We start from the raw sequence: 22,398 nt of genomic DNA on the forward strand, positions 1-22,398 counted from the left end.
CTGCGCCTCATCGAAACCCGGGCGCGACCCGACCTCGCCATGATCGAAGCCCCCCTCACATTCGGCACCGACGGCGACGCCTACGACCGCTACGCCCTCTTCGTCGAACTCATGCGCCAACTCCAAGCCTGGAAAACCCCAACAGTGGTGGTGCACAACCTCACCCGCTGCAAATGGGCCACCGGCAAAGGCGGCAAGAGCAGCAAGGAACTCACCACCAAGCAGCACAAACGCGAAGTCATGCTGGCCGTCCGCGCCACATGGAAGCCATGGGCCGCGCACATCACCAACGACGACATCGCCGACGCCCTCAGCCTCGCCGAGATCGGCGCCCGCGGCGCCGGCGACCCCCTCCACTTCCCCGCCGAACCACGCCACATCAGAGCCATGAACAACAGCATCGCGTGGCCCTCAAATTTCTGTGTGAAACCGGAACCGATGCAGGCAGGAGCACTCTGGTGACCGTCGACCCCTACGCCACGGACTTCTGGATCAACAACCCAGCCGCCGCGCGCGCCGGCCTCGGAGCCATCATCAGGCCCGACCCACTGGGGCCGGTGAACAAGATCCTGAGCATCGTCCGCACCGACCTGAACGGCACCCTGACGGTGCTGCGGTCCGCGCTGGCCCCGGTCGACGCCGGCACGGTCATCCGGTTCGGCAAGGGGGTCCTGGAACGCCCCGACGACGACCCGGTGCCGTGGCCGACGATCATCGCGATTCCGTGCTGGTTCATCGAGGTCGACGGCCGCCGCGTCGTGGAAGTCCTCGACTGCGACACCTGGCCAACCCCACCGCCGCCGAAAGTGCCGTGGCACCGCCGCGCACGGCGCGCGCTGGCCCGGCGGGCCCAGGCCGCGGCCGATGCGATCGCGCGGCGCCTGGGCTACGTCCGGATCGGCCACTGCGACTGCGGAGACGACTGGTGAGCGACATCATCGACGAAATCGACGCCCTAGTCGACCAGCAGCTCCAGCAAGAGCCATCGGGCTACGACCACAACCTCAACCAGTCGAAATGCCCACACTGCGGCCAGGACTGGCACGGCCTGAAAATCACCCAGCACATCGCCCTAATGCGCGCCATCGGCGCATATGACGAAAGCTACAGCTACGCCGACGACAGTTCGCCGGTGCTATGCGAGGGATCGGAGTTCATAGGCCCGATGACGCTTGGTCTGCCGTTGGGGTCATCGGCCATCATCACCAGTGGGCCGCAGTGGCTCACAGACCTCATCACCGCCACGATTGCGTTTTGTGGTGCCGTTTATGGAATTCCACGCGGAGAACTCTCGGTGGTGTTAAACGGCCAGGTGATGACGGACAACAGCACAGCGCTCGGCGCCGGCGGAGGCGGTGGCGGGCGGAATGGATTCGGCCGCGGGTTCGCAGCCGATCTCTTCATCCTCGACGAACCGTTCAACCTCCGGGGCCTGGTGGCCGAATGACCCAGTGCCAGGCCTGCACTGCCCCCGCCAGTCTGTTCCTGTGCACCCGCTGCACCAGCGACCTCGCGGCCATGTTTACCGCCCTCGTCACCGGTGAAACCTGGACCGAAACCATCACCGTCCAATCCGGCCGCACCGCCTCCGGCGGCACCTGGCGCGAAGAACGCACCCGCCAACGCCGCGCCCCCGGCATCCTCGAAGACCTCGCCAATGCCGCCATCGGACAAACCCGCTTCAACACCAGCGGCCCAATGCGCGGCCACACCAACAACAACGCCCTCCACGGCGACATGACCCTCGACGAAGCCACTAACGGCCTCAAACCCCAACAACTCCAAAGCCGATACCTCGCCGCCGGCCGCGTCAACCCGCGCGCCAGCCAACTACTCACCGAAATCCGCCAACAACTCCAAACCTGGACCACCCAGGCCGCTAAACACGCCGGCTACACCTACACCCCCCTCAACCCACTCGACACGGCCGCCTACGCCCTCTGGCTCGCCGGCCAAACTCACCACATCGCTCAAACCGCGACCGCCGGAACAACATTCCACCAACTGCAAAACCTGATCCGCCGCGCCCGCAAAGCTGTCGACCGCCGACCAGCACCACGATTCTGCGGCCAATGCGACAAAATGCTCGACCGCAAAATGTGCGGGTACATGCTTTACGCCCACCGTGACGCCATCGAAACCACCTGCCCAAACCCTAAGTGCCGCACAACGCACAACATCGAACAGCTCTACAACCGGTGGCTCGCCTACGTCGATCATTTGATCGTCCCCCGCGAACTGCTCATCGGGAACCAGCGCACTGACAACCCCGAACTGTTCAACACCGGCATCATGGGCTCACTCGGCGAAGAAATCCGGCCCGGGCGTTTCGACCGCTGGATCCGCGAGGGGCACCTCAAACCCGTCCGCTACGTCCGTCCCAACGGCCGCCACGGCTTCTACCGGCGCAGCGACGACGACATCCCCGAATACCGCGTCGGCGACGTCCGAAACGTGCGGAACAAGATGGAGCAGAACCGGCAAGCAGGAAAGGCGAGGGTGGGATAGATGGCCGAGGATTACGAGACTGAGCATGACGCCGAGTTTCGAGATGAGGAATACAACGTCCTTTCGATCGGCCGCATAATCAACAGCGGCGGAATCGAATTCGCAGTAATGGGCTGCGACTCCGCCGCTGCCGTCATCAGCCCCGACAAGATCTGGGACGTCATCGACCACCTGGTCGACATCGCCGGACCACGGGCAACCATCATCGTCGCAACCTGCCGTAGAGGCTGCGGTAGGCCTGTGGCCGGACGGGGCGACAGCTGCGGACTCAACGACTGCAGCTGACCGAACGCACGATTATCGGCGAAAGGTGTAGCCCCCAATGAGAGCAGTTTGCGAGCTGGACGACAGCCGCGTCCAAATAGTCCGTGACGCGCTAGCAGGTATCATCCCGGCCTTCGCGTGGAGCGAAGACCGCGCAGGCCGGGAGGTTATCGACTTCGGCGGTGGCATCGGATACGGCGGAGTGTCAGTAGAAGTTGTCCAGATAGCCCGCGAGGTTCTCGGGGCTCTCGACGTACCCAGAACGACATAAGGGAGCATTCCCGGTAGGGACAACGACGAACTCGCGTCTCGCCGAGAGAGCGAATTGATTAGCTGCCGCGCGTAAAGAAACCTTGACACCGCTGGTGTTTGTAAAGTATCCTTTACACTATGCAGATCGCCGAAAGTGCCCGCAAACACGATGTCTCTGACGAAGACATGCTGCATGCGGTCAAGTTCGCGATCCGCATAATCGAGCAGGAACACGACGGCCAGACCCGTTTGCTCGTCATCGGGCCTGACCGCACCGGCGCCCTGCTCGAAATCGTCGTCGTGACCGATGAGCCCGCGGCCATCATCCACGCCGACACTCTCCGCCCGAAGTTCTACGCCTACCTCCGATAGAAACCAACCCACCCACACCCACACCCCCACCACCACCCCACACCTCAACCACGAAAAGCGACCACCACACCATGACTGCAAAACACCCCACCACCACCAGCGTCGAGGACTGGCTCGACCAGCTCGACGTCAACCCCGCTGACGCGCGCGACGCCACCCACATGCGGCGCATCGCCGCGGCCGCCTCGGCCGTCGCCAACGCCGACGCCGAACTGACCGCCGCCGTCAAAGCCGCCCGCGCCGCTGGCGACTCCTGGGCCATGATCGGCGTCGCCCTCGGCGTCAGCCGCCAGGCCGCCTACCAGCGATTCGGAAAGCTCGACGCATGAGCAGCGTCTTTCACGTCGAGCTCGACATCGCCGTCGACCACCACGACCACACCGCGTTCGTGATCCTCGATGCCCTCGCGGAATACGCGGCCACGCAGCGGTGGCGCGCCGAGGACGCGGCTAACGCCGAGTTCCTGACCGAACTGGCTGAAGCCGCCGATCGGCTACACCGCCTGATCGACGACCAAATGTGCGGTGCGAACGTCCGTGAGGTCTCAGCGTGAGCGCACGTGACAAGCTGGTGGCCACGGTGCGCGAGGCGCTGGCGAGAGAGCTGGCCCTCGACGACACCGCCGACGAGCAGAAGCACACCCAGCGGCTCGCCGAGGTCGCCGTCGGGGCGGTGCTCGACGAGTTCGACGACGCCCTAAGCCGGCTCAGTGAGCAGGACCGCGCCGCGGTAGACAAGATCGCCGCCGAGATCGACCGCGACTAGCTGCGCGGCAAAGCTTCCAGCAGTCTTTCGTCAGGCGCGCGAGCTTCATCGAGCGCCCGGCAGCGCAGCAACTAGGCGCGCCCTCCTGACCAGCGCAAACAACATCTAACCGACCACCCTGTGCTAACCTTTCGACCAGTAAATGGGTGTGCCAACCGCGCCCAAAAACCGATCCCCCCCACGAACGCCGCCCTGCCCACCAGCAGCGCGGCGTTCGTCATTCGACGGGACAAACCACATGATCGTGCTCGGCCTCGTGCTGTTCCTCCTCGGCTACTTCCTCCTAGTGCCCATCCTCGAAACCCTCGGCGTAATCCTGCTCGTCATCGGCGTCGTGCTCTGGATCCTCGGCGGCCTCGGTCGACCCGTCGCCGGCCGCCGCTACTGGTGGTAGCCATGCCCAACCAGCCGACCATCGACATCGTGGCCCGAGGCCTCACAGAAGGCTTCATCCACCCGGGCGACGGCGAGAAGGGAAAGTCCTACGCCGTCGGGCCGTTCCACATGTTCCGCAGCACCGGAAACCCCGAACAAGACGCCTACTTCGCGAACCAAGCCGGATTCGACCGCCCCGACGTCGCCCGAGTCACCGCCGAAGCTATCGACCACACCCTCGAACAAGCAGGCTGGTCGCAGATCCCCACCGCCGAGCTCGAGCGACTCCGCGCCATCGAAGCCGACACCGAACCACGCCGCAACCGCCAGCCCCACTTCCACTGCAACTGCGGCACACCGCTGTTCCGGGCCAACGTCACCGACCTCGACACCGACCAACCCAAGGTCAGCGGACCCAACCTGATCAAAGCCATCCAGCAGCTGCACCCCGAATGCACACTGGGACACCAGCAACCAGAGGGATCGTGATGGACCGCCACCCCGCAACCGTCCACCTGCTGAGCCAGTTCGAGTACTCCCATCTGCCGCAGCACTTGCAAGACGTATCGAGCCAATTCCACGTGCTGGCACAGCAGCTGACTGGAACCCTGCAGGACGGCCCAGAGCTGACCACCGGCCTGCGCAAGCTGATCGAGGCCAAGGACTGCTTCGTGCGCCAGGCCGTCATCGACGCACGCTGATGTCGCACATCCGCATCACCGTCGACGACCGGATCTGGATGGACGCCAACACCCAACACGGCGCCGCCAACCAGATCCCCCAGTTCGCACGACAACTCGGCACCAAACCCGAACCATGGATGAAGGCCGCACTGTTCGCCGTCGCCGAAGCGGCAGCCAACAACCAAGACCTCAACGCCACCGTCACAACCCAGCCCCACGGCTGGACCCTCGCCGTCGACAACACACCCCACCACTACCAAACGACCACCGACATCTGGGGATGATGGCGCCCACCACGACCCGGCGCAAAACCCAGACCGAACTCGGACTCGGCTGGCGACACCGCCAAGCAGCAGCGAACCTACACCTACACCACCAAGACGGCAGCCCATGCAGCAAGTGCGGACAACCAATGTACCGAGACCGCACCCGCAACTGGGACTACAACCCCCACTCCACCAACCCCAACAACGGCAAACTGCACGCCCACCACTCCAAGATGAGCCGAGCAGAATGCATACGCAAAGGACTACCCATCCCACTACCCGACGAGCTGCTCCACGGCACCTGCAACATGCAGCTCGGCGACAGCACCATCCAGCCCGTCAACCTCTACATGCCATGGCCATGGTGACCGAGATACACTGCGCCACAACCACATTGACCCACACGCACAGCAAACGCGCCAACGGCACCGAAAACGCTCTGACCAGCACCGATGCGCCGGCGACATGGCAGCGGCAACCCCCCCGCCCAAAAGATCAGACCCGGGGGGAGGGGCCACGCGTGACGGCCGGGTCGCTCTTTACACACAGAGGGCAAAATTTCGCCGGCCGGGCGCGTGAAGCGGGTTGTGCTGCAACGGTTTTCGCACGCGTGGTTAGTGCCGAATCGCGTTGTGTCGTATGCGATTTCGTGTGTTGTGGCTGCTCGTAAGCGTGTGTCGGCGCCTGATCCCGGGCCGTCGGCGGGTGCGCGCCTGGTTGCGGAGCTCTCGCAGCCTGAGGATCCGTATTCGCTGACGTTTCTGATCGAGCAGGCCGGCCATATCGCGGATTACCTCGAGCGGCTGAATGAGCTGCTGCGCGGTGATCGGCAGTCGTGGGTGGAGCTGAAGATCGGCGCGAAGACGGTGGAGGTGGTGGTGTCGAACGTGTTGGTTCAGCATCGCCAGTTCGCTGAGCAGTTGCGGAAGTTGCTGTTCGAGATTCATCGGCAGCGCGCGGCGCTTCCGGGTGATCCGGATGACGACGACGACCCAACCGCGGTCTAGGCGCCGCGGTTCGTCGTCGCGCTCGGGTCCGCCGCGGCGGCCGGAGTGGGTGGGGTCGTGGCCGCGGCTGCAGGGCCGTCAGGAGCCGGCGTTTGAGTCGCGGCATCCGGGTGATGAGTCCGAGGGCGACAGGTGTGCGCAGTTCGGCCACAATCTGGCGAAGTCGTATCAGACGGCGACGCGTTGCATGCCGTGGCAGTGGTCGACGCTGCGGGGCATTTTGTCGCTGCAGCCGCCGAATGAATATGGCGAGCGGGTCTGGACGCACCGCGATGTGTGCATCGAGGCGACGCGGCAGCAGGGCAAGACGCTGATCGTGGTGCTGCTGATCCTGTTCCACCTGTTCGTGGTGCCATGCCTGGGGCGGGCGCGGCCGTACAAGATCGTCTATACCGCGCAGCGGTGGTCGACGGCCAAGGACGTGTTCACCCGGGTGGTGAAGGTCATCAACCGGGTGCCGTCGTTGAAACGGCGGCTGGCGAAGAATCCGTCAATCCGCGACAACCACGGCCTGATCGAGGTGGCGCTGAAGCGGGACCGGGCGGGCAACGCCACGGTGACGGCGGTGGCGGAGTTCGCGCCGCGGTCGCAGGAGTTCGGTCGTGGCATCACCGAGCTGGACATCCTGTTTCTGGATGAGGCGTACGACATCGATCCGGGGATTGAGAACGACTTGACGGGTGCGCAGTCGGCGGCGCCGAACCCGCAGACGATCTACTTGTCGACGCCGCCGGTGTTCCTGAAGCACCCGAAGTGTCACAGCTTGGCGGATATGCACCGCCTGGGCCATGCGGAGGCGGCGGATCTGTTCTATCAGCTGTTCGCGGCGCCGCGGACGATGTCGCGCGACGATCCGGCGACGTGGGCGCTGGCGCAGCCGTCGTATGGGGTCGCGACGAATGAGCGTGAGATCCGCACGAAGCGTCAGAAGGCCAAAACGGTTGTGAAGCGGGCGATTTTCGATGCTGACTATTGCGGTTGGGGCGACTATCCGCCTCCGGAGCGTGAGGAAGATTCGGAGATTCCGGCCGAGCCGTGGGCCAGGTTGGCGGCCGAGGTGGCGCCGGTGCTGACCGGTTCGCCGGCGGTGGGGCTGGCGCGGGACGCCAGCAGCGGGATATGGCGGATCTCGGCGGCCTGGTACACCGAGGCGGGCCTGGCGCATCTGGAGCTGGGTTACAGCGAGGCCGCGGCAACGCCGTTGGTGGTGCGGGCGGTCGTGGATCTGGTGACGGCGTGGGATCCGGTGGCGGTGGCGATCAAGCGTGGCAGCGATGCGGCGGCGATCGAGGCGGAGCTGATCAAGGCCGGCGTGGAGCCGGTGATGGCGGACGCTGGCACATGGTCGCAGTGGTGTGGGGCGTTCCTGAACGGTTTCAAGGCGGGGAAGTTCTCGCATTGCAACCAGGAGCCGCTGAACGACGGTGTGAGCGCCGCGGTGCGCAAGGAGATACCGGCCGGCGGGTTCGTGTGGGACGAAGCCCAAGCGGGCGGCTACGCGGCGGCGCTGGTGAGCGTGACGCTGGCATACGGGGCGCTGCTGACCTACCAGACGCCGCGCAAACCGGCGGGCTTGCCGCTGACCGACTCGGCCGATGGCGGTGCGGATGTCGCCGATTCGGCCCTCGATGACGAGTTCGATGCCTTGACGGCAGCTTTCTAGCCCCTCGAAAGGAGGGAAAGTGGCTTCTCACAACCAAATTCCCGCCTCGGTGGCTCGCGAGGTCGGGTACGTCAACCCCTATGCGGATCCGCAGCAGAGGCTGACGGACTGGATGATGTGGGACCTCCTCGAAGAGGTCCCGGACCTGATTTATCCGCTGTCGCTGGTCGTCTTTAACCGGATGCCGCGCGATGACGCCCGGGTGTGGTCGCTGCTACGGGCGGTAATGCTGCCGATTCGGCGGGCGAAGTACTGGATCGAGCCGAATGGTGCCCGGGATGCGACGGTGGCGCATGTCGCGGCCGACCTGAGTGTGCCGATCAAGGGCGACAACGGCGGCGACAAGCCAAAAACGCCTGTGGTGCGCGCCCGGCAGCGCGACCGCTTCAGCTGGAAGTCGCATGTGCGGAGCGCGCTGTCGCATCTGCAGTACGGGCACAGCGTGTTCGAGCAGGTATACCGGATCGGCGACGACGGCAAGGCGCATCTGCGGAAATTGGCTCCGCGACCTCAGCGGACGATCGCGAAATGGAAGGTAGACCGCGACGGCGGGCTGATTTCGATCGTCCAGGAGCCGCCGAACGGCGCGATCCTTTCCGGCGACCTCTCAGGGACCGAAATCACGGTCGATCGGCTGGTCGTATACCGGAATGAGCCCGAGGACGGCATTTGGATCGGGCAGAGCCTGCTGCGCGCCCCCTACAAGAACTGGGTGCTCAAAAACGAGCTGATCCGCCTGGAGGCGGTCGCGATCCGACGCAACGGCGTCGGAGTACCGGTTGTGACGGCCCCGCCCGGGGTCGACACCAACCCCCAGAGCCAGGAGATGCTGGCCTGGCTCGAGGTGGCGAAGCGTTACCGGGGCGGCAACACCGCCGGCGTGGCGCTGCCCCCGGGTGCGCTGATGCAGTTGCTCGGCGTCATGGGGCAGCGGGTCGACCCGCGGCCGGCGATCGAATACCACGACAAACAGATCGGGATCGTGGCGCTGCAGCAGTTCCTCAACCTGGAGAAGGGCGGCAGCTACGCGCTCGCCGACGTGCAGCACGACCCGTACGTCCAGGCGGTCCAGGCCGTGCTCGATGACCTGCTCGACGTCGCGAACGAGCATGTTGTCGAGGACCTGGTTGACATCAACTACTCGATCGACGAGAACGCGCCGCTGCTGGTGGCCGACGAGATCGGGTCGGAGCAGGACGCGCACGCCGCGGCGCTGAATCTGCTGGTTCAGGCCGAGCTACTCAAGCCCGATCCGGCGATCCGGGCGTTCATCCGCCAGCACCTCGGAGCCCCGCCGGAGGATCCGGAAACGGACGAAACGGACGACGAGACCGAGGATCCGGCTGTGCCGCAGCAGCTTCCGGTGCAGCAGGTGCCGAAGGCTGCCGGCGCGCGCCGCCAGCCGGGGCCAGGGCAGGGCACGCTGTGGTCGTAGAGGTGCCGAGCACCCCGACGCTCGCGACGATCAAGGGCGTCGAGATCGCATCGGTGGGCTACTGGAACATCAGCAACGCCGAGGATTGGCATCCCAGCGCCGAAGACCTCGCCGCCGCAGTGGCGGCGCTCGATTGCCCGGCGGTGCGGCGGCCGTGCCTGAAGTTCGGGCACACCGGCAACCCGGGCGAGGGCGACCCGGCGATCGGGCTGGTTGACGGTCTGCGGCTGGCCGATGACGGCCAAACGCTCGTCGGCGATTTCGTCGGAGTTCCATCCTGGCTAGCCGACGCCGACGAACAGGGCCAGGCGGTGATCGCCAGCGCATATCCCGATCGATCGGGCGAATTTCAACGGGATTACATCTGCCAGCTCGGGCACCTGCACCCGTTCGTGGTGCACGCGGTGGCGCTGCTGGGACTGATGCGGCCAGGAATCGGCACCCTCGAATCGCTCTACGACCTGTACACCAAAGCACCACAGAAGGAGACAGCTATGGCGAACGCCGCTGTTGCGCTGGCCGCCGGCACGTCGATCGACGACGTGCGACGCGAGTATTACGACGGGCCCGGCAGCAATTGGTACCTGTGGATTCGCGAGATGTTCATCGACCCACCGGAATTGATCGTCCAGAACGACGAGGACGACACGCTGCAGCGGGTGTCCTACACCATCACGGGCGAGGGCCAGGTCGAATTCGGCGACGGTCAGCGCGTGAAAGTCGAGTACGTGAACGCGCGGGCAGCTGTCGGTAAGCCGGTGCTGGCGTTCGCATCTCGCGCTGAAGCTCGCACCCCACAAACCCCCTCTGCCGCCGAGGCCGAGGACACCAATGGAAAGGAGGGCTCTATGCCCACCCTGAAGGAAGGCCTCGCGCAGAAGCTCGGCATCTCCGCCGACGCCGACGACGAGACCACGCTGAAGGCGCTCGACGAGGCTCTGTCCGAGCGGGCCGAGCCCACCGGACAAGCGGACTCCCCCGCCGACGCCGAGCCCACCGCCGAGCAGCTCGTCGCCGCCGCCGCGAAGTCCGGCATGGTGATTGTCGACGCCAAGCAGTGGGAAACCACCGTCACCGCGGCCAAGCAGGGCGCCGAAGCCTACGCCAAGCAGGTCCGCGAAGGCGACCAGACGCTCGTCGAGGCCGCGATCCGCGACGGCAAATTCCCTCCCGCACAGCGCGATCACTACCTCGGCCTGCTCGAGGTGGACCGGGCCCGGACCGCCACGCTGATCGACCAGATGGCCAAGGGGTTCATTCCCACCGCCGAGGTCGGCCACGCGCTGCAGCCCGACGACCCGTCGGTGCCCGACGACCTGAGTTGGTTCGACAGCGCACCAACCGAGCCCGCCTCCGAGCGAAAGGACAGCTGATCATGGCGAACGAAAACGTGGGCGTCTACGAGCCCGGCCGCGACATCACCGGCCGCGCGTCGGCCGCGATCACCGGCAAGCGGTTCCTGAAGATCAGCGGCAACCGATCGAGCGGCAACATCGCGGTCGCTCACGCAGACGCCGCCGGCCGGGTGTGCGGGGTGTCGAAGTACGACGCCGCATCCGGCGACATCGTGGGCGTCGCCCGCGGCAACTCACGCGTCACCTACGTGACCGCCGGCGGCAACATCGCCGCATTCGCAGAGGTGGAGGTCGGGTCCAGCGGCCAGGCCGTTACCAAGTCATCGGGTGTGGCCGTCGGCTACGCCCTCACGGCCGCGACGTCGGGTAACGACGCCGAGATCAGCCTCTACTGAGAAAGGGACCGAGTAGACCATGCCTACTTCACCTGTCACCTACCCGCTTGGCCCGCCGGTCGTCAGCAACACGACCGTCACGGTCGACCTGGCGCTGAAGCAACCGGGCCGGATCACCAAGCGGCTCGCCGACATCACCAAGCGCCGGTTCATCGCCCCGGAGCTGTTCGTGCCGTCAGGCGCGAACACCACGGCCGGGGCGATCATCTACGACACGATCACGATCAATGATCTGTTCATGTCCAAGGACGTCGAGCAGCGCGGGCCTACCGACGAGTACCCGATCGTGTCGAGCGTTCGGCCTCAGCCGAGCGTTGCGAAGTCCGAGGACTGGGGTGGCAAATTCCCGGTCTCGGACCAGGCGGTCAAGCGCAACGACACCATGTACATGACGATCGAGACCCAGAAGCTGGCCAACACGATCGTCCGCAAGGTGAACGAGCGCACCGTCGCGGTCCTCGACGCCGTGATCAGCAGCCTCGGCGGTGCCGGTGTCATCGCCGGGCACGACTGGTCGGATGTGACGCTGACGGGCACCAGCCCCACGCCGAACAACGAGCGGCCGTTCGCCGACATGATCGCCGCGCAGCTCGCCGCCGACATCGAGGAACTCGGCTACGAGTACAACGTGTGGATCATGAACCCGCAGGAAGACGCCAACCTCAAGGTCGCTTACGGCCCGGACTACGCGGCGATTCTGCAGTCGGCGGGCGTGAGCACGTTCGTGTCCAACCGCGTCACGGCCGGCACAGCCTACGCGGCGGTGCGCGGCGGCGTCGGCTTCCTCGACTACGAGGAACAGCTGCAGACCGAGACCTGGCGCGAGGCGAAGAACCGCACCAGCTGGGTCCAGTCGTTCGTCCAGCCCATCATGGGCGTGACCGACCCGTACGCGGTGAAGAAGGTGACGGGCCTTGCCGGCTAACACGATCGAGAAGACAGTCACCGTCGCGCACTGGGAGTACCGCAACCCCGAAGGCAGGCGCCGCCGCGCCTACTTCGGTGACGTGGTGCACCTGACTGCCGAGGAGGTGGAGCGCGGCGAGCGTGCTGGGGTGTTCAACCAGCCGCCCGCCGGGCCCGTCGACCGGCCGCCGTTCAGCGCGCCGGCGTACGCAGAGCAGTTCGCTGCGGCGCTGCGTGGTATCGAGCCACGCACGCCGGAACCGGCCGGGGACGGTGAGATCGCGGTCCTGCACCACGATCTGCAGCCGCCCGTGGCCGCAGAATCGGAACTCGTCGATTCGGAGCCGGAGCGACCCAAACAGGTTTCCCCGAAAGCTGTTTGGGTCGAATTCGCGGTGAACGGTGCTCCCGACGGTCAGCGCCTGACCCAGGACGAGGCTGAGGCGCTGACAAAGGCCGAGCTGATGGAGAGGTACAGCTGATGGGCATCTACAACGTCGTGAAGCCGTGCCTGCTCACCGTCGACGGCCGGTCGGTGCACTACACGCGGCCTCGGGGCCAGGTGGTGGAGGTCGACGACGACCAGGCCGCCGAACTCGTCGAGTCCGGGGCGCTCGTCCCGCACGAGCACGTGCACGCCGCTGTTGAAGGCGAGCCCGCGCCGGAGGACGCCGCCCCCGTGGAGCCGGACGCGGACAACGGAGAAGACCGGCGCCGCGGCCGGCGGCGGACCGATCCGGAGCCCGACGTCGTCACCGAGGGCAGCGGCCCGGAGGCCTAGCCGTGACGGCGCCATTTCTCGACATCGACGCGTTCAAGGCGGAATACCAGGGCACGCTGACGGCCGGCGAATCCACCACCGCCGGCCGTCTGCTGCAGGTGGTCTCGGACAACATCCGCAGCCAAAAGCCAGACGTCAACGAAGACGCGGCCAAGCAGGTGGTGTTCGAGGTCGTCCGGGACGCGGCGATGTACGGCGGGCTGGAGCGGTTGTCGAGCTTCCAGAACACCACCAGCCGCCGTACCGAGGCTGGCACATTCGACGCCGCGATGAAGGTGGTCGACGACTACCTGAGCAACCGCCATAAGCAGCTGCTGGGAATTCCTCTGGTGGCCGCCCCGGCGTTCAACTTCCCCGAATACGACTACTAAGTCGATGAGCCTGTTCCGGATCGGTGATCAGCGCGTCGGCATCGTGAGCGACGTCCAGCAGCTCGACGGTGACGGCCGGCCAGTGGTCAGCGAGTTCATGGAGCCCGACGCCACGCCGCACGTGGATTTGGTCGACGGCTGCTGCATCGAAGTGCAGTCCATGAGCGATGTGAAAGGGCTGACGACGTCGACCGTCGAGGTCGCGGTGATCATCATGCCTGAGGTGGACGGCCGGGTGCCCCTGGTCGACGGGGACGGCGAGCCAGCGGGGTTCAAGCCGGTTTCGGAGATCAAGTCGAGCATGTGGCTGATCGATGTCGAGCTGAATCGCAGCTACGTGTTGACCAATGATGCTGTGCTGCAACGTGGTCGAGTTTCGCACGTCGAGTGCTTGTGTGAGCACCAGGAGGCCTGAGTGGCCTCGGAACTGGAGAAGCTGATTCCCGACCTCGACCGGCAGCTCAAGGCTGACGCCGTGGTCAACGCGCAGATCGACCTCTTCATGGAAAACGAGGTCGTTCCCGAGTGGAAAGAGCTCTCTCCGGTGGACACCGGCGAATACAGGGATTCGATCAAGGTGACGAAGAAGGCTGTCCAGCTCAAAGGCCGGGTCTCCGCTACCGATGAGAAGGCGAACCTGATCGAGTTCGGCACGGAGGACACGCCGGAGTTCGCGCCGCGCGCGAAGATTGAGGCGCGCTTCAACCACCCGGGTCTGCACCGGTGAGTTCGCCGCTGCTCTACCCGCACGCCCCGCCCAACGCTGTGGCGTTCGTGCTCGCCCACCTGCTGCCGGCGGCGAATGGTCCGCTGAATCTGGGGTCGAAGCGGTGGAAAGCCGGTGCGCCGCTGCCGTACTGGATGGTCAACCGGGTCACCGGTAGCGCGGACCTCATCAGCGACTTCCCTGTGGTGCGGGTGCATTCGATCGCCGCGACGGAAACCGAGTGTCAGCACTGGATGGATAGGGCGAACCAGCGCATGTGGGTGCTGGCCGAGGATCCGCTGTACGACGTGGTGATGGCCGACGGCAGCACCGCGAACTGCGAGTGGCTGGAAATCCGGGAAGTCTCGCGCCCGGATCCCCCGCCGTATTCGTCGGTGATGGGCACCGACCCGGCGTCGGCCGTGGTGTCCCGCCTGGTCACTGAATACGGACTCGGCCTGAAGTTCGTCTGACCCCCCAATTTGTTCTCGCGTGGCAAGCCCGCGCGCGGCAATCGCGCCTGAATTGTTCTCTGGCGCTTCACATCCCGTGAAAGGAAAACACCTATGTCACAACCGGCTACCGGTGTGAGCTTCAAGGCCGCCGGGCTTGCTTACCTCAACTCGCTGCTGGTGCTGCGTGGTGGGCGCTGGTCGGTCGCAGCCCGCGACTACGACGGCGTGAACACCAACATCAGCCCCGGATCGGCGTTCGTCGCCCCGATGGCGGTCGACGGCAAGTGGCGCGACGACCTGTACGCGATCGTCAAGAACGCCAACGGGCAGTGGGTGTACAACCCCAAGCCCAACGCCGGGTTCTACCCCGTCGGCTGGGTGCACCCCGACGGTGTGGAGCGGGCCCCGAAGATCGACAGCGACCCGCTGGAAGGACTGCAGTCGCTGGACCCGATCCGCGTCGACATGCAGAAGCGCGACAAGACGCTGATGTTCACCCCGCTCGAGCGGAACATGGTCATCGACGCGCTGCGCTTCAACCAGCCCCTGACGGGTGTGCTGGACCGTGCGGCGGCCGGCGGCACCTACTTCGTCGGGGAGTCCACGGACGATGTGCCGCTGCGCCGCCAGGTGATCGTGATGCACGAGGACAAGCAGGGCACCCTCGACATCCGCAACGCGTTCCCATTCCCGCGGTGCGTGCTGACGGACCTGGGGTCGGAAAAGGGCAACAAGAAGGACGCGGACGCCGCGAAGTTCACCCTGTCCCGCGAGATCTGCCCGTTCTTCGTCGACGCCTCCGGTACGCCGCTGATCGACGGCCGCTGGTCCACGGGCACGATCTGGGACCAGAACCAGGTGCCGGGTTTGACGTTCGTGCCGCCGGCGCCGGTCGCTACTCCGACCGCGGCCACCACTGCCAGCGTGGTGTACAAGCAGCCGATCGGAGGCGCCGACCCGTACAGCTACGACGTGGAGAAGTCGGCCAACGGCACCACGGGTTGGACCGCTGCGTCGAGCACCGAGGCGGTCAGCAACGGGGTGGTGACGAGCAGCGTCACCAGCCTGACCACGGCCACCACCTACTACTTCCGGGTCAAGGTGACCGACGACGACGGCAACGTCACCTACTCGGCTGTGTCGAACTCCATCACCACGCCGTAGCCGTACGGCGCATGAACGGCCCCGGCGGGTGTGGGTCGGCTGCACCCGCCGGTGGCTTTTGCCACGCATCGATCCAAGCCGACATCCGTTATATCCGAGAGGAATTCAGCCGACATGACAGCCGACACCGACACCACCGACGCCACCGCTGCGCCCGAACCGCAGGCCGCCGAGAAGCCAGCTGACCAAGGACGGCACGCCCGCGAGCAGGCGCAGGCCTACGACAGCATTTTCCGGCCCCACCCAATGCAGCTCGACGATGGCACGACCCTGATGATCCCGCCGCACCCGAACCTGCGGCTGATGGACGACGACCGGCTCGCCGACTACGACGAGCTGATGTTCGAAACCGAGTCCTACGACCGGGGTCCGGAGATTTACATCCCGGAGCAGACGGTGAAGGACAGGGCGGGCAACGAGCTCAAGCTGCCGCCCGAGACCCGGCCCGGGCCGCTGCTCGAGCCTTACCGCAAGACCGACGCCGACGGTGTGACGAAGCTGATCAAGCCGCCGCACTCGGTGCGCGTCGTCCAGGTGGTCCTCGGCGCCGAGGACTACGAGCGTCTGCGGGCGGGCGGCCGGTCGTCGGCGGACGTGTGGCGCACCTGGAACCAGCAGGGCCTCGACGTGGCGGTTCGCGAGGAAGACGACTCGAAAAGTGACGATGGCGCTGGCGTTTTGGAGGCAGTTCCCCCGGGAGATAGCGAGTGATCTGCGCCGGTTTTTTCGCGCGCATATCCGCGACTGGCATCAAGGCCGGATGAGCAGCCACGAGCTGATGGAGCTGTTCGGGGCGTCGGTGACCGACGACGCGGAGTCGAAGACCCGGACGATCCGCGTGGAGTTCCCGCCCGAAAACGGTGCTGTGGCAACAGCTATCCGCGGTGGTGAGCGGACCGAGCTGGAGCAGATGGTGGGGCAGTGCGCCAACACTCTGGCGTTGCTGCGGCTGGCGTATGTGCCGGGCGCGGACGGTGACCAGTACGACGAGCGCCTGTTCCTGTCGATGGAACGGCTTCGGGCGCGCGCCGCCGAGCAGGCGCAGCTCGACGCCGAGCGACAGCGGATCGCCGACGCCGATCACGACGACGACAGCATGGGCTCGATGTGGCAGCTAAAAGAGGAGGTGGGCTAGGTGGCGATCCACGCGGAAATCCTTGCGCGCCTTGATGAGCGCGCCGCAGATGTCGCTGCGCGCCGGCTGGTGGCCCGCTTCGCTAAGGCGGGGGGCGTGTCGGGTGAGTCGTTCAACGCGGCGATGCAGGCCGAGATGGCCCGCACGAAGCTGGGTGAGGACGCGATCGCCAAGCAGCTGGAACACCGGCTGGGCCTGGCGGGCCGTCGGGCCGGGGAGAACTTCGGGACGGGGTTCGGCGGGCAGTTGGCGCGCTCGCTTCCCGGTGTGAGTGGTGTCCACTCGCTGCTGTCGGGATACGAGGGTGCGGGCGCGAAGGCCGGCGCGCTGGCCGGGCGGGCGTTGGGCATGGCGTTCACCGCCGCGGCAGGTGGCCTGCTGGCGGGCGCCGGATACACCTTGTTCAAGGGGTTCGAGCGGTATGAGGCGATCGACGCCGCGACCCACCGGCTGCAAAACCTGAGTAGGACGCTGCAGGCGTCGGGGCAGGCCGGGATCGATGTCGCCGGCGTGATGAAGACCGTCAACGACGTGGTGCAGGGTACGCCGATCGCGCTGAGTCAGGCGATGGGCGCCACGACCGTGGCCCTCGGATCGGGCATCAAGCAGGGCCAACAGCTGCGCCAATACCTGACGGATATTGCTGACGCCGCAGGCTATTCGGGCCGCAGCTTCGAGGAACTGGCGTTGGTGTTCGGCCAGGTTCAGGCCAAGGGCCGGCTGATGGGCGAAGAGACCCTGCAGTTCATGGAGAAGAACATCCCGGTGGCGAAGTGGATGCAGGACACCTTCCACCTCACCGGCGACCAGTTCCAGAAGATGCAGGAAAAGGGCGAGATCAGCCTGTCGGCGCTGATGAAGGCTGTCGAGCAGCACGCGGGTGGCATGTCCAAGGCGATGGGCGAGACGATCGAGGGCTCGATCAGCAACCTGCAGACGTCGATCGGGCGGGCGGGCGCGAACCTGCTGGGCGCGGCTTTCGGTAAGCCCACGGAGAACGCCAACGGCATGGTCGAGGTCCTGAAGGTGCTTCGGCAGCGGTTCGACGAGTTGGGCGCGTGGATTTCTGCCCACCAGAACGAGATTCGTGATTTCTTCAAGAATGCGGGAGATGTTGCTCACGACTTGATGACGGCGTTGGGCGGCATCTCCAGGGCGCTGAGTGAGCACAAAGAGCTGGTCTATGGCCTGGTGATCGCGTACGGGTCATGGAAGACGATCGCGGGTGTCGCCTCGCTGATCACCAGTCTCAAGACGATCAATACCCTGTTGGGCGTAACACTGCCGGCCAGCGCGGTAGCAGGGTCGGCGAAGATCACCGCGGCGCTCGCCGCGATCAGGATCCCGGCCATGCTGCTGGCGGTGCTGCCGTTCCTCAAAGGCAGCGAGCAGGGCGCCACCCCGGACTCCACGCCGGGCGCCCCGGGCGCGCCGAGGGATCTGATCCGGGCGAAGCGCCAGGCGGAAGAGCAGTATCGGGATTCGCACGGCGGGAAGATCCCGAAGGGCTATCAGCAGTGGCTGGAGGGCAAGGGGCCGATCCCGCAAGAGCTGGTTCCCTACTACCACGAGCCCGTCAAGCCGGCCGGGCCGCCGCCGCCCGCGGGCCCGGGCTGGGGCCCACTGCACCGCTGGCTCACCCAAGGCCCCGGCGCCGGCCCCGGCGGTCTCGGCGGCCCCGACTTTCTGGATCCCCGCAACACCGGCGGCCCCCATCTTCCGAAGGCGCCGGTGGTGCCGTACGACACGGCGTTGCCGCCGGGGTTCGCCGGTTTACCGATGTCGTCGTCGCTGTACAGCGCCGAATCCGGCTATCTGGACGCCCGGCACAAGCTGGCGGAGAAGCGGGCGCGCCTGGACCAGCTGGAGCACGACGCGAACGCGACTGAGCAGGACATCCTCGACGCCCGCAACGACGTCATCGAGGCCCAGCGGGGCCAGCAGCAGTCCGAGCTCCGGTTGAACGAGGCGCGCCAGGACATCTTCGACAAGCAGAACAAGCAGATCAAGGACTGGTTGTCGGCGCTGGGCGACGTGGGGGCGGCGCTGGATCAGGACTTCGGGATCAGCAAGGGTCTCGCGGGGATCGCGGAGAACATCACGAAGTTCATCGCGAGCCTGGCGGCGGCGCCGATGATCGGGCGGCTGGCCGGTTCGCAGATGGTGGCGGGGTTCAAGCCGGGCGAGGCCGGTTACGGGATGATGGGCCAGCTGGCGGCCAGCGGGGCGTTCGGGCCGCGGTATCAGGCCAGCGCCCAGGGCCGCGGCGGCGGGTACCCGGGTGCCGCCGGCGCGGCTGGCGCCCAGAGTTTCGCGGGGATGTCGCCGCAGGATCGGGCCGTCGCCAGCATCGTGGCCGAAGGGCGGCGCCGCGGCTATTCCGACGATGACATCGCGATGGTCGTGGCCGACGCCTACGGCGAGTCCAAGTTCGACGTCAACGCTAAGAACGGCGACCACCTTGGCCTGTTCCAGCAGGACGCCAGCTATCCCGGCCGCGGCACCATGGAAGGCCAGATCTCCGGGTTCTACGACCGGCTGGGGAAGACGGTCGGGCCAACATTCGGCCAGCGGATCACCGGTGTCGAGCGTGGCGGCTACGGCCCGGATTGGATCGAGCAGTTTCTGCCGCAGGCGCGCGCCGCGATGGGCCGCGCGGGCGGGGCCGCCGGGGTCGCCGGATATGGCGTGCCCGGCGGCGGCGGCCCCGCGGGCGCCCCGTACGGCCTACCGGCGGGCACCGACATCCGCCAGGGCAAGCCGGGATTCCCCGACTGGGTGTACCAACTTGGTCAGGCGTTCGGACTCGAACCGTCGACATACGCCGGCCATCAAGAAAAGAGCGGGCAGAACCGGGGCATTGACTGGTGGCCGATGGGCAAGGCCAACATGAGCGGCGCCGGCTACACACCCGAGGAACTCGGTCGCCTCGACTCGTTCGCGCAATGGCTCGCCTCGAATGGGGCTGCAGAGCAGGTGATTTGGGACAACCCCCAGAGTCATCTGCAGGTCGGCTTCCCATTCGGCACCAACTACTCGCAGGACTACCCGGACCACCACGGGCACGTGCACACGCGGTTCGGCCAGTCGGTTGCACCACCAGGCGGCGGGATACCGGGTGTCTCTCCGTCCGGTCTCGGTAACGGCCCGCAAGCGCCGCCAGGTGTTGGTGGGGTTCCCGGCCGCGGGCCGGTCATCCGTAATGCTGGCTTCGGCGACGCCGACGGCGGCGACACCGGCGGCCCCCCAGCGCCCAACCAGGTCCGTATCGGCGGTGTCGAGCCCCCAGCGGGCAAGGGCGGCGGCTTCGGCGGCATGGGCGGAATCGCCATGGGCGCCTTGAACACTGCGATCTCCGCAGCCGGCAGCGCCGGTGACGCGTTCGCCCCCGGCGGCGGCCAAGCGGCGGCCGCCGCTGCCCAGACCGCGATCCAGCTCGCCAACCGCGCCATCGGCTACGCCGGCCAGGTCGCCGGCATCGGCGTCCAGGGAATCATGGAGACGATCCTGCCCGCAGGCTCGGAGCTGGCCAACAACAACTGGGTCACGAAGATCGCCGGCGGCCTGGCCGGCGCGCACCCCGTGCTGCCCAACCTCGCCGGCCAGGGCCCGGTGAAGCCCGAGCAGGTCGTCGGCCAGGGCGGCCCCGGCGGCCCGGGAGGGCCGGGCGGCGACGGTACCCCGGGCAAGGAGATGGACCCGAACCAGCCCGGCCAAGGCGGCGCCGGCGGGCGCCCCGAGGTCCACCTGCACTACAACAACTACTCGCCGACCAAGACCGAAGACGCGATGGGCCGCGACTTCCAGAACCAGCTCATCTCGCAGTACGGCGGTGCGGTACCCGCATGACCAGCCCCGACATCACCCGCTACCCCGAGGGCATCACCCCGCACGGTGAATACCACCTGCTGGCCGGAAATCTGCCGTCGATGTCGCTGTGGGCGCCGGACGAGTCGATGGAATTCCGGCTTATCGGCGGCCTCGCGGCGCCGTTCCACGACCCGACGCAGCCGGCGATCGTCGTCAGGTCGCTCAAGGGCCTGATTCCGCCGTGGCTATTCGCCGAGCAGAAAGGCGCCACACAGCACGGTGTGACGACCGTGGCGTCGGTGTTCGATCCGACTGAGGTCACCGCGGAGTTGGAGATCATCGGCCCAAACCTCAAAACCATGCGCCGAATCGTGCGCGACTGGATCGCCTGCAACGAGCAGATGACGACCAGCGAATTATCCTGGTGGACCCAGGAACTCGGCCGCTGGTGGGCCGATGTCCGCTGGTTCAAAACCCCGCCCGACCTTCTGTCGCTGCTAGTGCGGCCGCGGCAGAAGTTCACCCAGATGTGGCGCGCCGACAACGCCCTCTGGCGCACCTTCGACGATATCGACTCTTTCCAGCTGCGATTCGACTCCACCATCGATCTGTTCGACTACGAGGCAGACGATTTGGGCGACGGCTGGGACGTCGAGTACAGCGGGACCGGCGGCGGCTACATCCGGGCCCACGATGGCGAAGCCGAATGGGTCGACGACCCCGAAAACCCGATCCTCACCGACGGCCGCACTGTGGTGTGCCGGCGCGCCGACTTCGAGACCGACGGCGACGACCAGGTCATCGAAATCGTGCTGGGCAGCTTCACCGAATGGGCGTTCCCCGACAACGCCTCGAACTACATCTGGGGCCGGATGAACACCACCGGCACCCCCGGCGACGACGGGGTGCGGGTCCGGATCGGGATCGGCTTCTGCACGTTCTCCTACTTCGTGGGCGGCGTCGAAACCCCGCTGCGGATCAAGGCGATCCTGCCGCCTCTGCCCGGGGAGCGGTTCTCGCTGGTGTGCGGCTACGCCGGGAACTCGCGGCTGTTCAAGGTGCGGCGCAACGGCATCGAGATCATGTCGGTGCTCGATCCGGGCGGGTCGCTGATGGACGCCGATCACCGCGGTGTGGGCTTCGGGATGCACGCGGGTGCCGCGTTGCTGACGCAGGCCACTCCGGCGACGTTGGCGCAGTGGAACATCGGCGACCACGCGTCGACAACCCAGTCGGGGTTCCTCCGGCGGATCAACCCGGGTGACCAGCCGATGTGGGACCGGCTGACGTTCTTCGGGCCGGCCCAGAAGTTCCGGGTCGCCAACGGTCCCGGCAGCACCGAGTTCGTGGAGTTCGGGCCGCTGCTGCCCAACCAGGTGATGCAGGTGCGCACCGACCCCGAGATGCGCCCGGTGGTGGACATGACGTCGGTGTCGCCGACCCCGCAGGAGACCGAGTCGTTCAAGGATGCGCTCGCGGACTTCGTGAGCTTGGCGGTGGCGGGGAACGTGCCGGCGCTGATCAATGAGATCAAATCCGTGTTCGGGATCGCGCCGCCGCAGGGCAACCCGCTGAGCCTGCTGTCGGGCCGGTTCTCCAACCCCATCCCGGCCAAGCCCATCGGCAAACCCGCTCAGCCGCAATACATTGCGGTCGAGATCATCGGCGGCAACGCCGACTCCATGATTCTGGCGGCGGGCACTCCGCTGAGGCGGTACCCGCTCTAGTGG

General features: G+C 66.5%; 30 protein-coding genes and 1 pseudogene. All 31 read left to right on the forward strand.

Features of this window, described 5'->3' with window-relative positions; translation table 11 throughout:
* Positions 1-462, forward strand: a pseudogene (locus tag AC5Y5V_RS28480) (hypothetical protein); the annotation flags it as partial.
* Positions 459-929: a hypothetical protein gene (locus AC5Y5V_RS28485; RefSeq protein WP_499941924.1), complete on the forward strand. Its 471-nt coding sequence runs from the start codon at positions 459-461 to the stop codon at positions 927-929. The pseudogene AC5Y5V_RS28480 and the gene AC5Y5V_RS28485, both read left to right, overlap by 4 nt.
* Positions 926-1,447: a hypothetical protein gene (locus tag AC5Y5V_RS28490; protein WP_499941927.1), complete on the forward strand. Its 522-nt coding sequence runs from the start codon at positions 926-928 to the stop codon at positions 1,445-1,447. Before AC5Y5V_RS28485 ends, AC5Y5V_RS28490 begins: the two co-directional genes overlap by 4 nt.
* Positions 1,444-2,508, forward strand: a complete 1,065-nt coding sequence (locus tag AC5Y5V_RS28495; RefSeq protein WP_499941929.1) for a hypothetical protein — start codon at positions 1,444-1,446, stop codon at positions 2,506-2,508. The genes AC5Y5V_RS28490 and AC5Y5V_RS28495 overlap by 4 nt, the downstream gene beginning before the upstream one ends.
* Positions 2,509-2,793 (forward strand): hypothetical protein, encoded by a 285-nt coding sequence (locus AC5Y5V_RS28500; protein WP_499941931.1) that lies wholly within the window; start codon positions 2,509-2,511, stop codon positions 2,791-2,793. It abuts the gene before it with no gap.
* 369 nt (positions 2,794-3,162) lie between these two features.
* Positions 3,163-3,396, forward strand: coding sequence for a hypothetical protein (locus tag AC5Y5V_RS28505; RefSeq protein WP_499941934.1), 234 nt, complete (start codon positions 3,163-3,165; stop codon positions 3,394-3,396).
* A 71-nt stretch (positions 3,397-3,467) separates the two neighbouring features.
* The gene (locus tag AC5Y5V_RS28510; protein ID WP_499941936.1) at positions 3,468-3,725 is read left to right on the forward strand and encodes a hypothetical protein; all 258 of its coding nucleotides are present in this window, start codon (positions 3,468-3,470) and stop codon (positions 3,723-3,725) included.
* Complete coding sequence (locus AC5Y5V_RS28515; protein ID WP_499941938.1) at positions 3,722-3,949, forward strand: hypothetical protein; 228 nt, start codon at positions 3,722-3,724, stop codon at positions 3,947-3,949. The genes AC5Y5V_RS28510 and AC5Y5V_RS28515 overlap by 4 nt, the downstream gene beginning before the upstream one ends.
* Positions 3,946-4,161, forward strand: coding sequence for a hypothetical protein (locus tag AC5Y5V_RS28520; protein ID WP_499941940.1), 216 nt, complete (start codon positions 3,946-3,948; stop codon positions 4,159-4,161). Before AC5Y5V_RS28515 ends, AC5Y5V_RS28520 begins: the two co-directional genes overlap by 4 nt.
* Before the next feature lie 238 nt (positions 4,162-4,399).
* A complete protein-coding gene (locus AC5Y5V_RS28525) occupies positions 4,400-4,555 on the forward strand; it encodes a hypothetical protein (RefSeq protein ID WP_499941942.1) in 156 nt (51 codons plus the stop codon).
* Between the two features lie 2 nt (positions 4,556-4,557).
* Positions 4,558-5,025, forward strand: coding sequence for a hypothetical protein (locus tag AC5Y5V_RS28530; protein ID WP_499941944.1), 468 nt, complete (start codon positions 4,558-4,560; stop codon positions 5,023-5,025).
* Positions 5,025-5,237 carry a hypothetical protein gene (locus AC5Y5V_RS28535; protein WP_499942031.1) on the forward strand — a complete coding sequence of 71 codons (213 nt, stop codon included), beginning with the start codon at positions 5,025-5,027 and terminating at the stop codon, positions 5,235-5,237. The genes AC5Y5V_RS28530 and AC5Y5V_RS28535 overlap by 1 nt, the downstream gene beginning before the upstream one ends.
* Positions 5,237-5,503: a hypothetical protein gene (locus AC5Y5V_RS28540; RefSeq protein ID WP_499941946.1), complete on the forward strand. Its 267-nt coding sequence runs from the start codon at positions 5,237-5,239 to the stop codon at positions 5,501-5,503. The genes AC5Y5V_RS28535 and AC5Y5V_RS28540 overlap by 1 nt, the downstream gene beginning before the upstream one ends.
* Before the next feature lie 128 nt (positions 5,504-5,631).
* The gene (locus AC5Y5V_RS28545; protein ID WP_499941948.1) at positions 5,632-5,853 is read left to right on the forward strand and encodes a hypothetical protein; all 222 of its coding nucleotides are present in this window, start codon (positions 5,632-5,634) and stop codon (positions 5,851-5,853) included.
* 288 nt (positions 5,854-6,141) lie between these two features.
* Positions 6,142-6,492, forward strand: coding sequence for a hypothetical protein (locus tag AC5Y5V_RS28550; protein WP_499942033.1), 351 nt, complete (start codon positions 6,142-6,144; stop codon positions 6,490-6,492).
* Entirely contained in the window at positions 6,464-8,155 is a 1,692-nt protein-coding gene (locus AC5Y5V_RS28555; RefSeq protein ID WP_499941950.1) for a terminase large subunit domain-containing protein, read from the forward strand. Before AC5Y5V_RS28550 ends, AC5Y5V_RS28555 begins: the two co-directional genes overlap by 29 nt.
* A 19-nt stretch (positions 8,156-8,174) precedes the next feature.
* Positions 8,175-9,590 carry a phage portal protein family protein gene (locus AC5Y5V_RS28560; protein ID WP_499941953.1) on the forward strand — a complete coding sequence of 472 codons (1,416 nt, stop codon included), beginning with the start codon at positions 8,175-8,177 and terminating at the stop codon, positions 9,588-9,590.
* Positions 9,581-10,963, forward strand: a complete 1,383-nt coding sequence (locus AC5Y5V_RS28565; protein ID WP_499941955.1) for a phage protease — start codon at positions 9,581-9,583, stop codon at positions 10,961-10,963. The genes AC5Y5V_RS28560 and AC5Y5V_RS28565 overlap by 10 nt, the downstream gene beginning before the upstream one ends.
* A gap of 2 nt (positions 10,964-10,965) precedes the next feature.
* Entirely contained in the window at positions 10,966-11,340 is a 375-nt protein-coding gene (locus AC5Y5V_RS28570; RefSeq protein ID WP_499941957.1) for a DUF2190 family protein, read from the forward strand.
* Between the two features lie 19 nt (positions 11,341-11,359).
* Complete coding sequence (locus AC5Y5V_RS28575) at positions 11,360-12,265, forward strand: major capsid protein (protein WP_499941959.1); 906 nt, start codon at positions 11,360-11,362, stop codon at positions 12,263-12,265.
* The gene (locus AC5Y5V_RS28580; RefSeq protein ID WP_499941961.1) at positions 12,255-12,728 is read left to right on the forward strand and encodes a hypothetical protein; all 474 of its coding nucleotides are present in this window, start codon (positions 12,255-12,257) and stop codon (positions 12,726-12,728) included. The genes AC5Y5V_RS28575 and AC5Y5V_RS28580 overlap by 11 nt, the downstream gene beginning before the upstream one ends.
* Positions 12,728-13,027 (forward strand): hypothetical protein, encoded by a 300-nt coding sequence (locus AC5Y5V_RS28585; RefSeq protein ID WP_499941963.1) that lies wholly within the window; start codon positions 12,728-12,730, stop codon positions 13,025-13,027. Before AC5Y5V_RS28580 ends, AC5Y5V_RS28585 begins: the two co-directional genes overlap by 1 nt.
* Before the next feature lie 2 nt (positions 13,028-13,029).
* Positions 13,030-13,398: a hypothetical protein gene (locus AC5Y5V_RS28590; protein ID WP_499941965.1), complete on the forward strand. Its 369-nt coding sequence runs from the start codon at positions 13,030-13,032 to the stop codon at positions 13,396-13,398.
* Positions 13,399-13,402: 4 nt separating this feature from the next.
* On the forward strand, positions 13,403-13,813 hold the full coding sequence (locus AC5Y5V_RS28595; RefSeq protein WP_499941967.1) for a hypothetical protein: 411 nt from the start codon (positions 13,403-13,405) through the stop codon (positions 13,811-13,813).
* Positions 13,814-14,125, forward strand: a complete 312-nt coding sequence (locus AC5Y5V_RS28600) for an HK97 gp10 family phage protein (RefSeq protein WP_499941969.1) — start codon at positions 13,814-13,816, stop codon at positions 14,123-14,125.
* Positions 14,122-14,577 carry a hypothetical protein gene (locus tag AC5Y5V_RS28605; RefSeq protein ID WP_499941972.1) on the forward strand — a complete coding sequence of 152 codons (456 nt, stop codon included), beginning with the start codon at positions 14,122-14,124 and terminating at the stop codon, positions 14,575-14,577. The genes AC5Y5V_RS28600 and AC5Y5V_RS28605 overlap by 4 nt, the downstream gene beginning before the upstream one ends.
* 93 nt (positions 14,578-14,670) lie before the next feature.
* Entirely contained in the window at positions 14,671-15,723 is a 1,053-nt protein-coding gene (locus tag AC5Y5V_RS28610; protein WP_499941975.1) for a fibronectin type III domain-containing protein, read from the forward strand.
* A 114-nt stretch (positions 15,724-15,837) separates the two neighbouring features.
* On the forward strand, positions 15,838-16,434 hold the full coding sequence (locus AC5Y5V_RS28615) for a hypothetical protein (RefSeq protein WP_499941977.1): 597 nt from the start codon (positions 15,838-15,840) through the stop codon (positions 16,432-16,434).
* 49 nt (positions 16,435-16,483) lie between these two features.
* Entirely contained in the window at positions 16,484-16,858 is a 375-nt protein-coding gene (locus AC5Y5V_RS28620) for a hypothetical protein (protein ID WP_499941980.1), read from the forward strand.
* Positions 16,859-20,707 carry a tape measure protein gene (locus AC5Y5V_RS28625; protein WP_499941983.1) on the forward strand — a complete coding sequence of 1,283 codons (3,849 nt, stop codon included), beginning with the start codon at positions 16,859-16,861 and terminating at the stop codon, positions 20,705-20,707.
* Positions 20,704-22,395 carry a DUF7257 domain-containing protein gene (locus tag AC5Y5V_RS28630; protein ID WP_499941986.1) on the forward strand — a complete coding sequence of 564 codons (1,692 nt, stop codon included), beginning with the start codon at positions 20,704-20,706 and terminating at the stop codon, positions 22,393-22,395. Before AC5Y5V_RS28625 ends, AC5Y5V_RS28630 begins: the two co-directional genes overlap by 4 nt.
* Positions 22,396-22,398: the final 3 nt, after the last annotated feature.

Source organism: Mycobacterium sp. NGS68 (assembly GCF_059812195.1).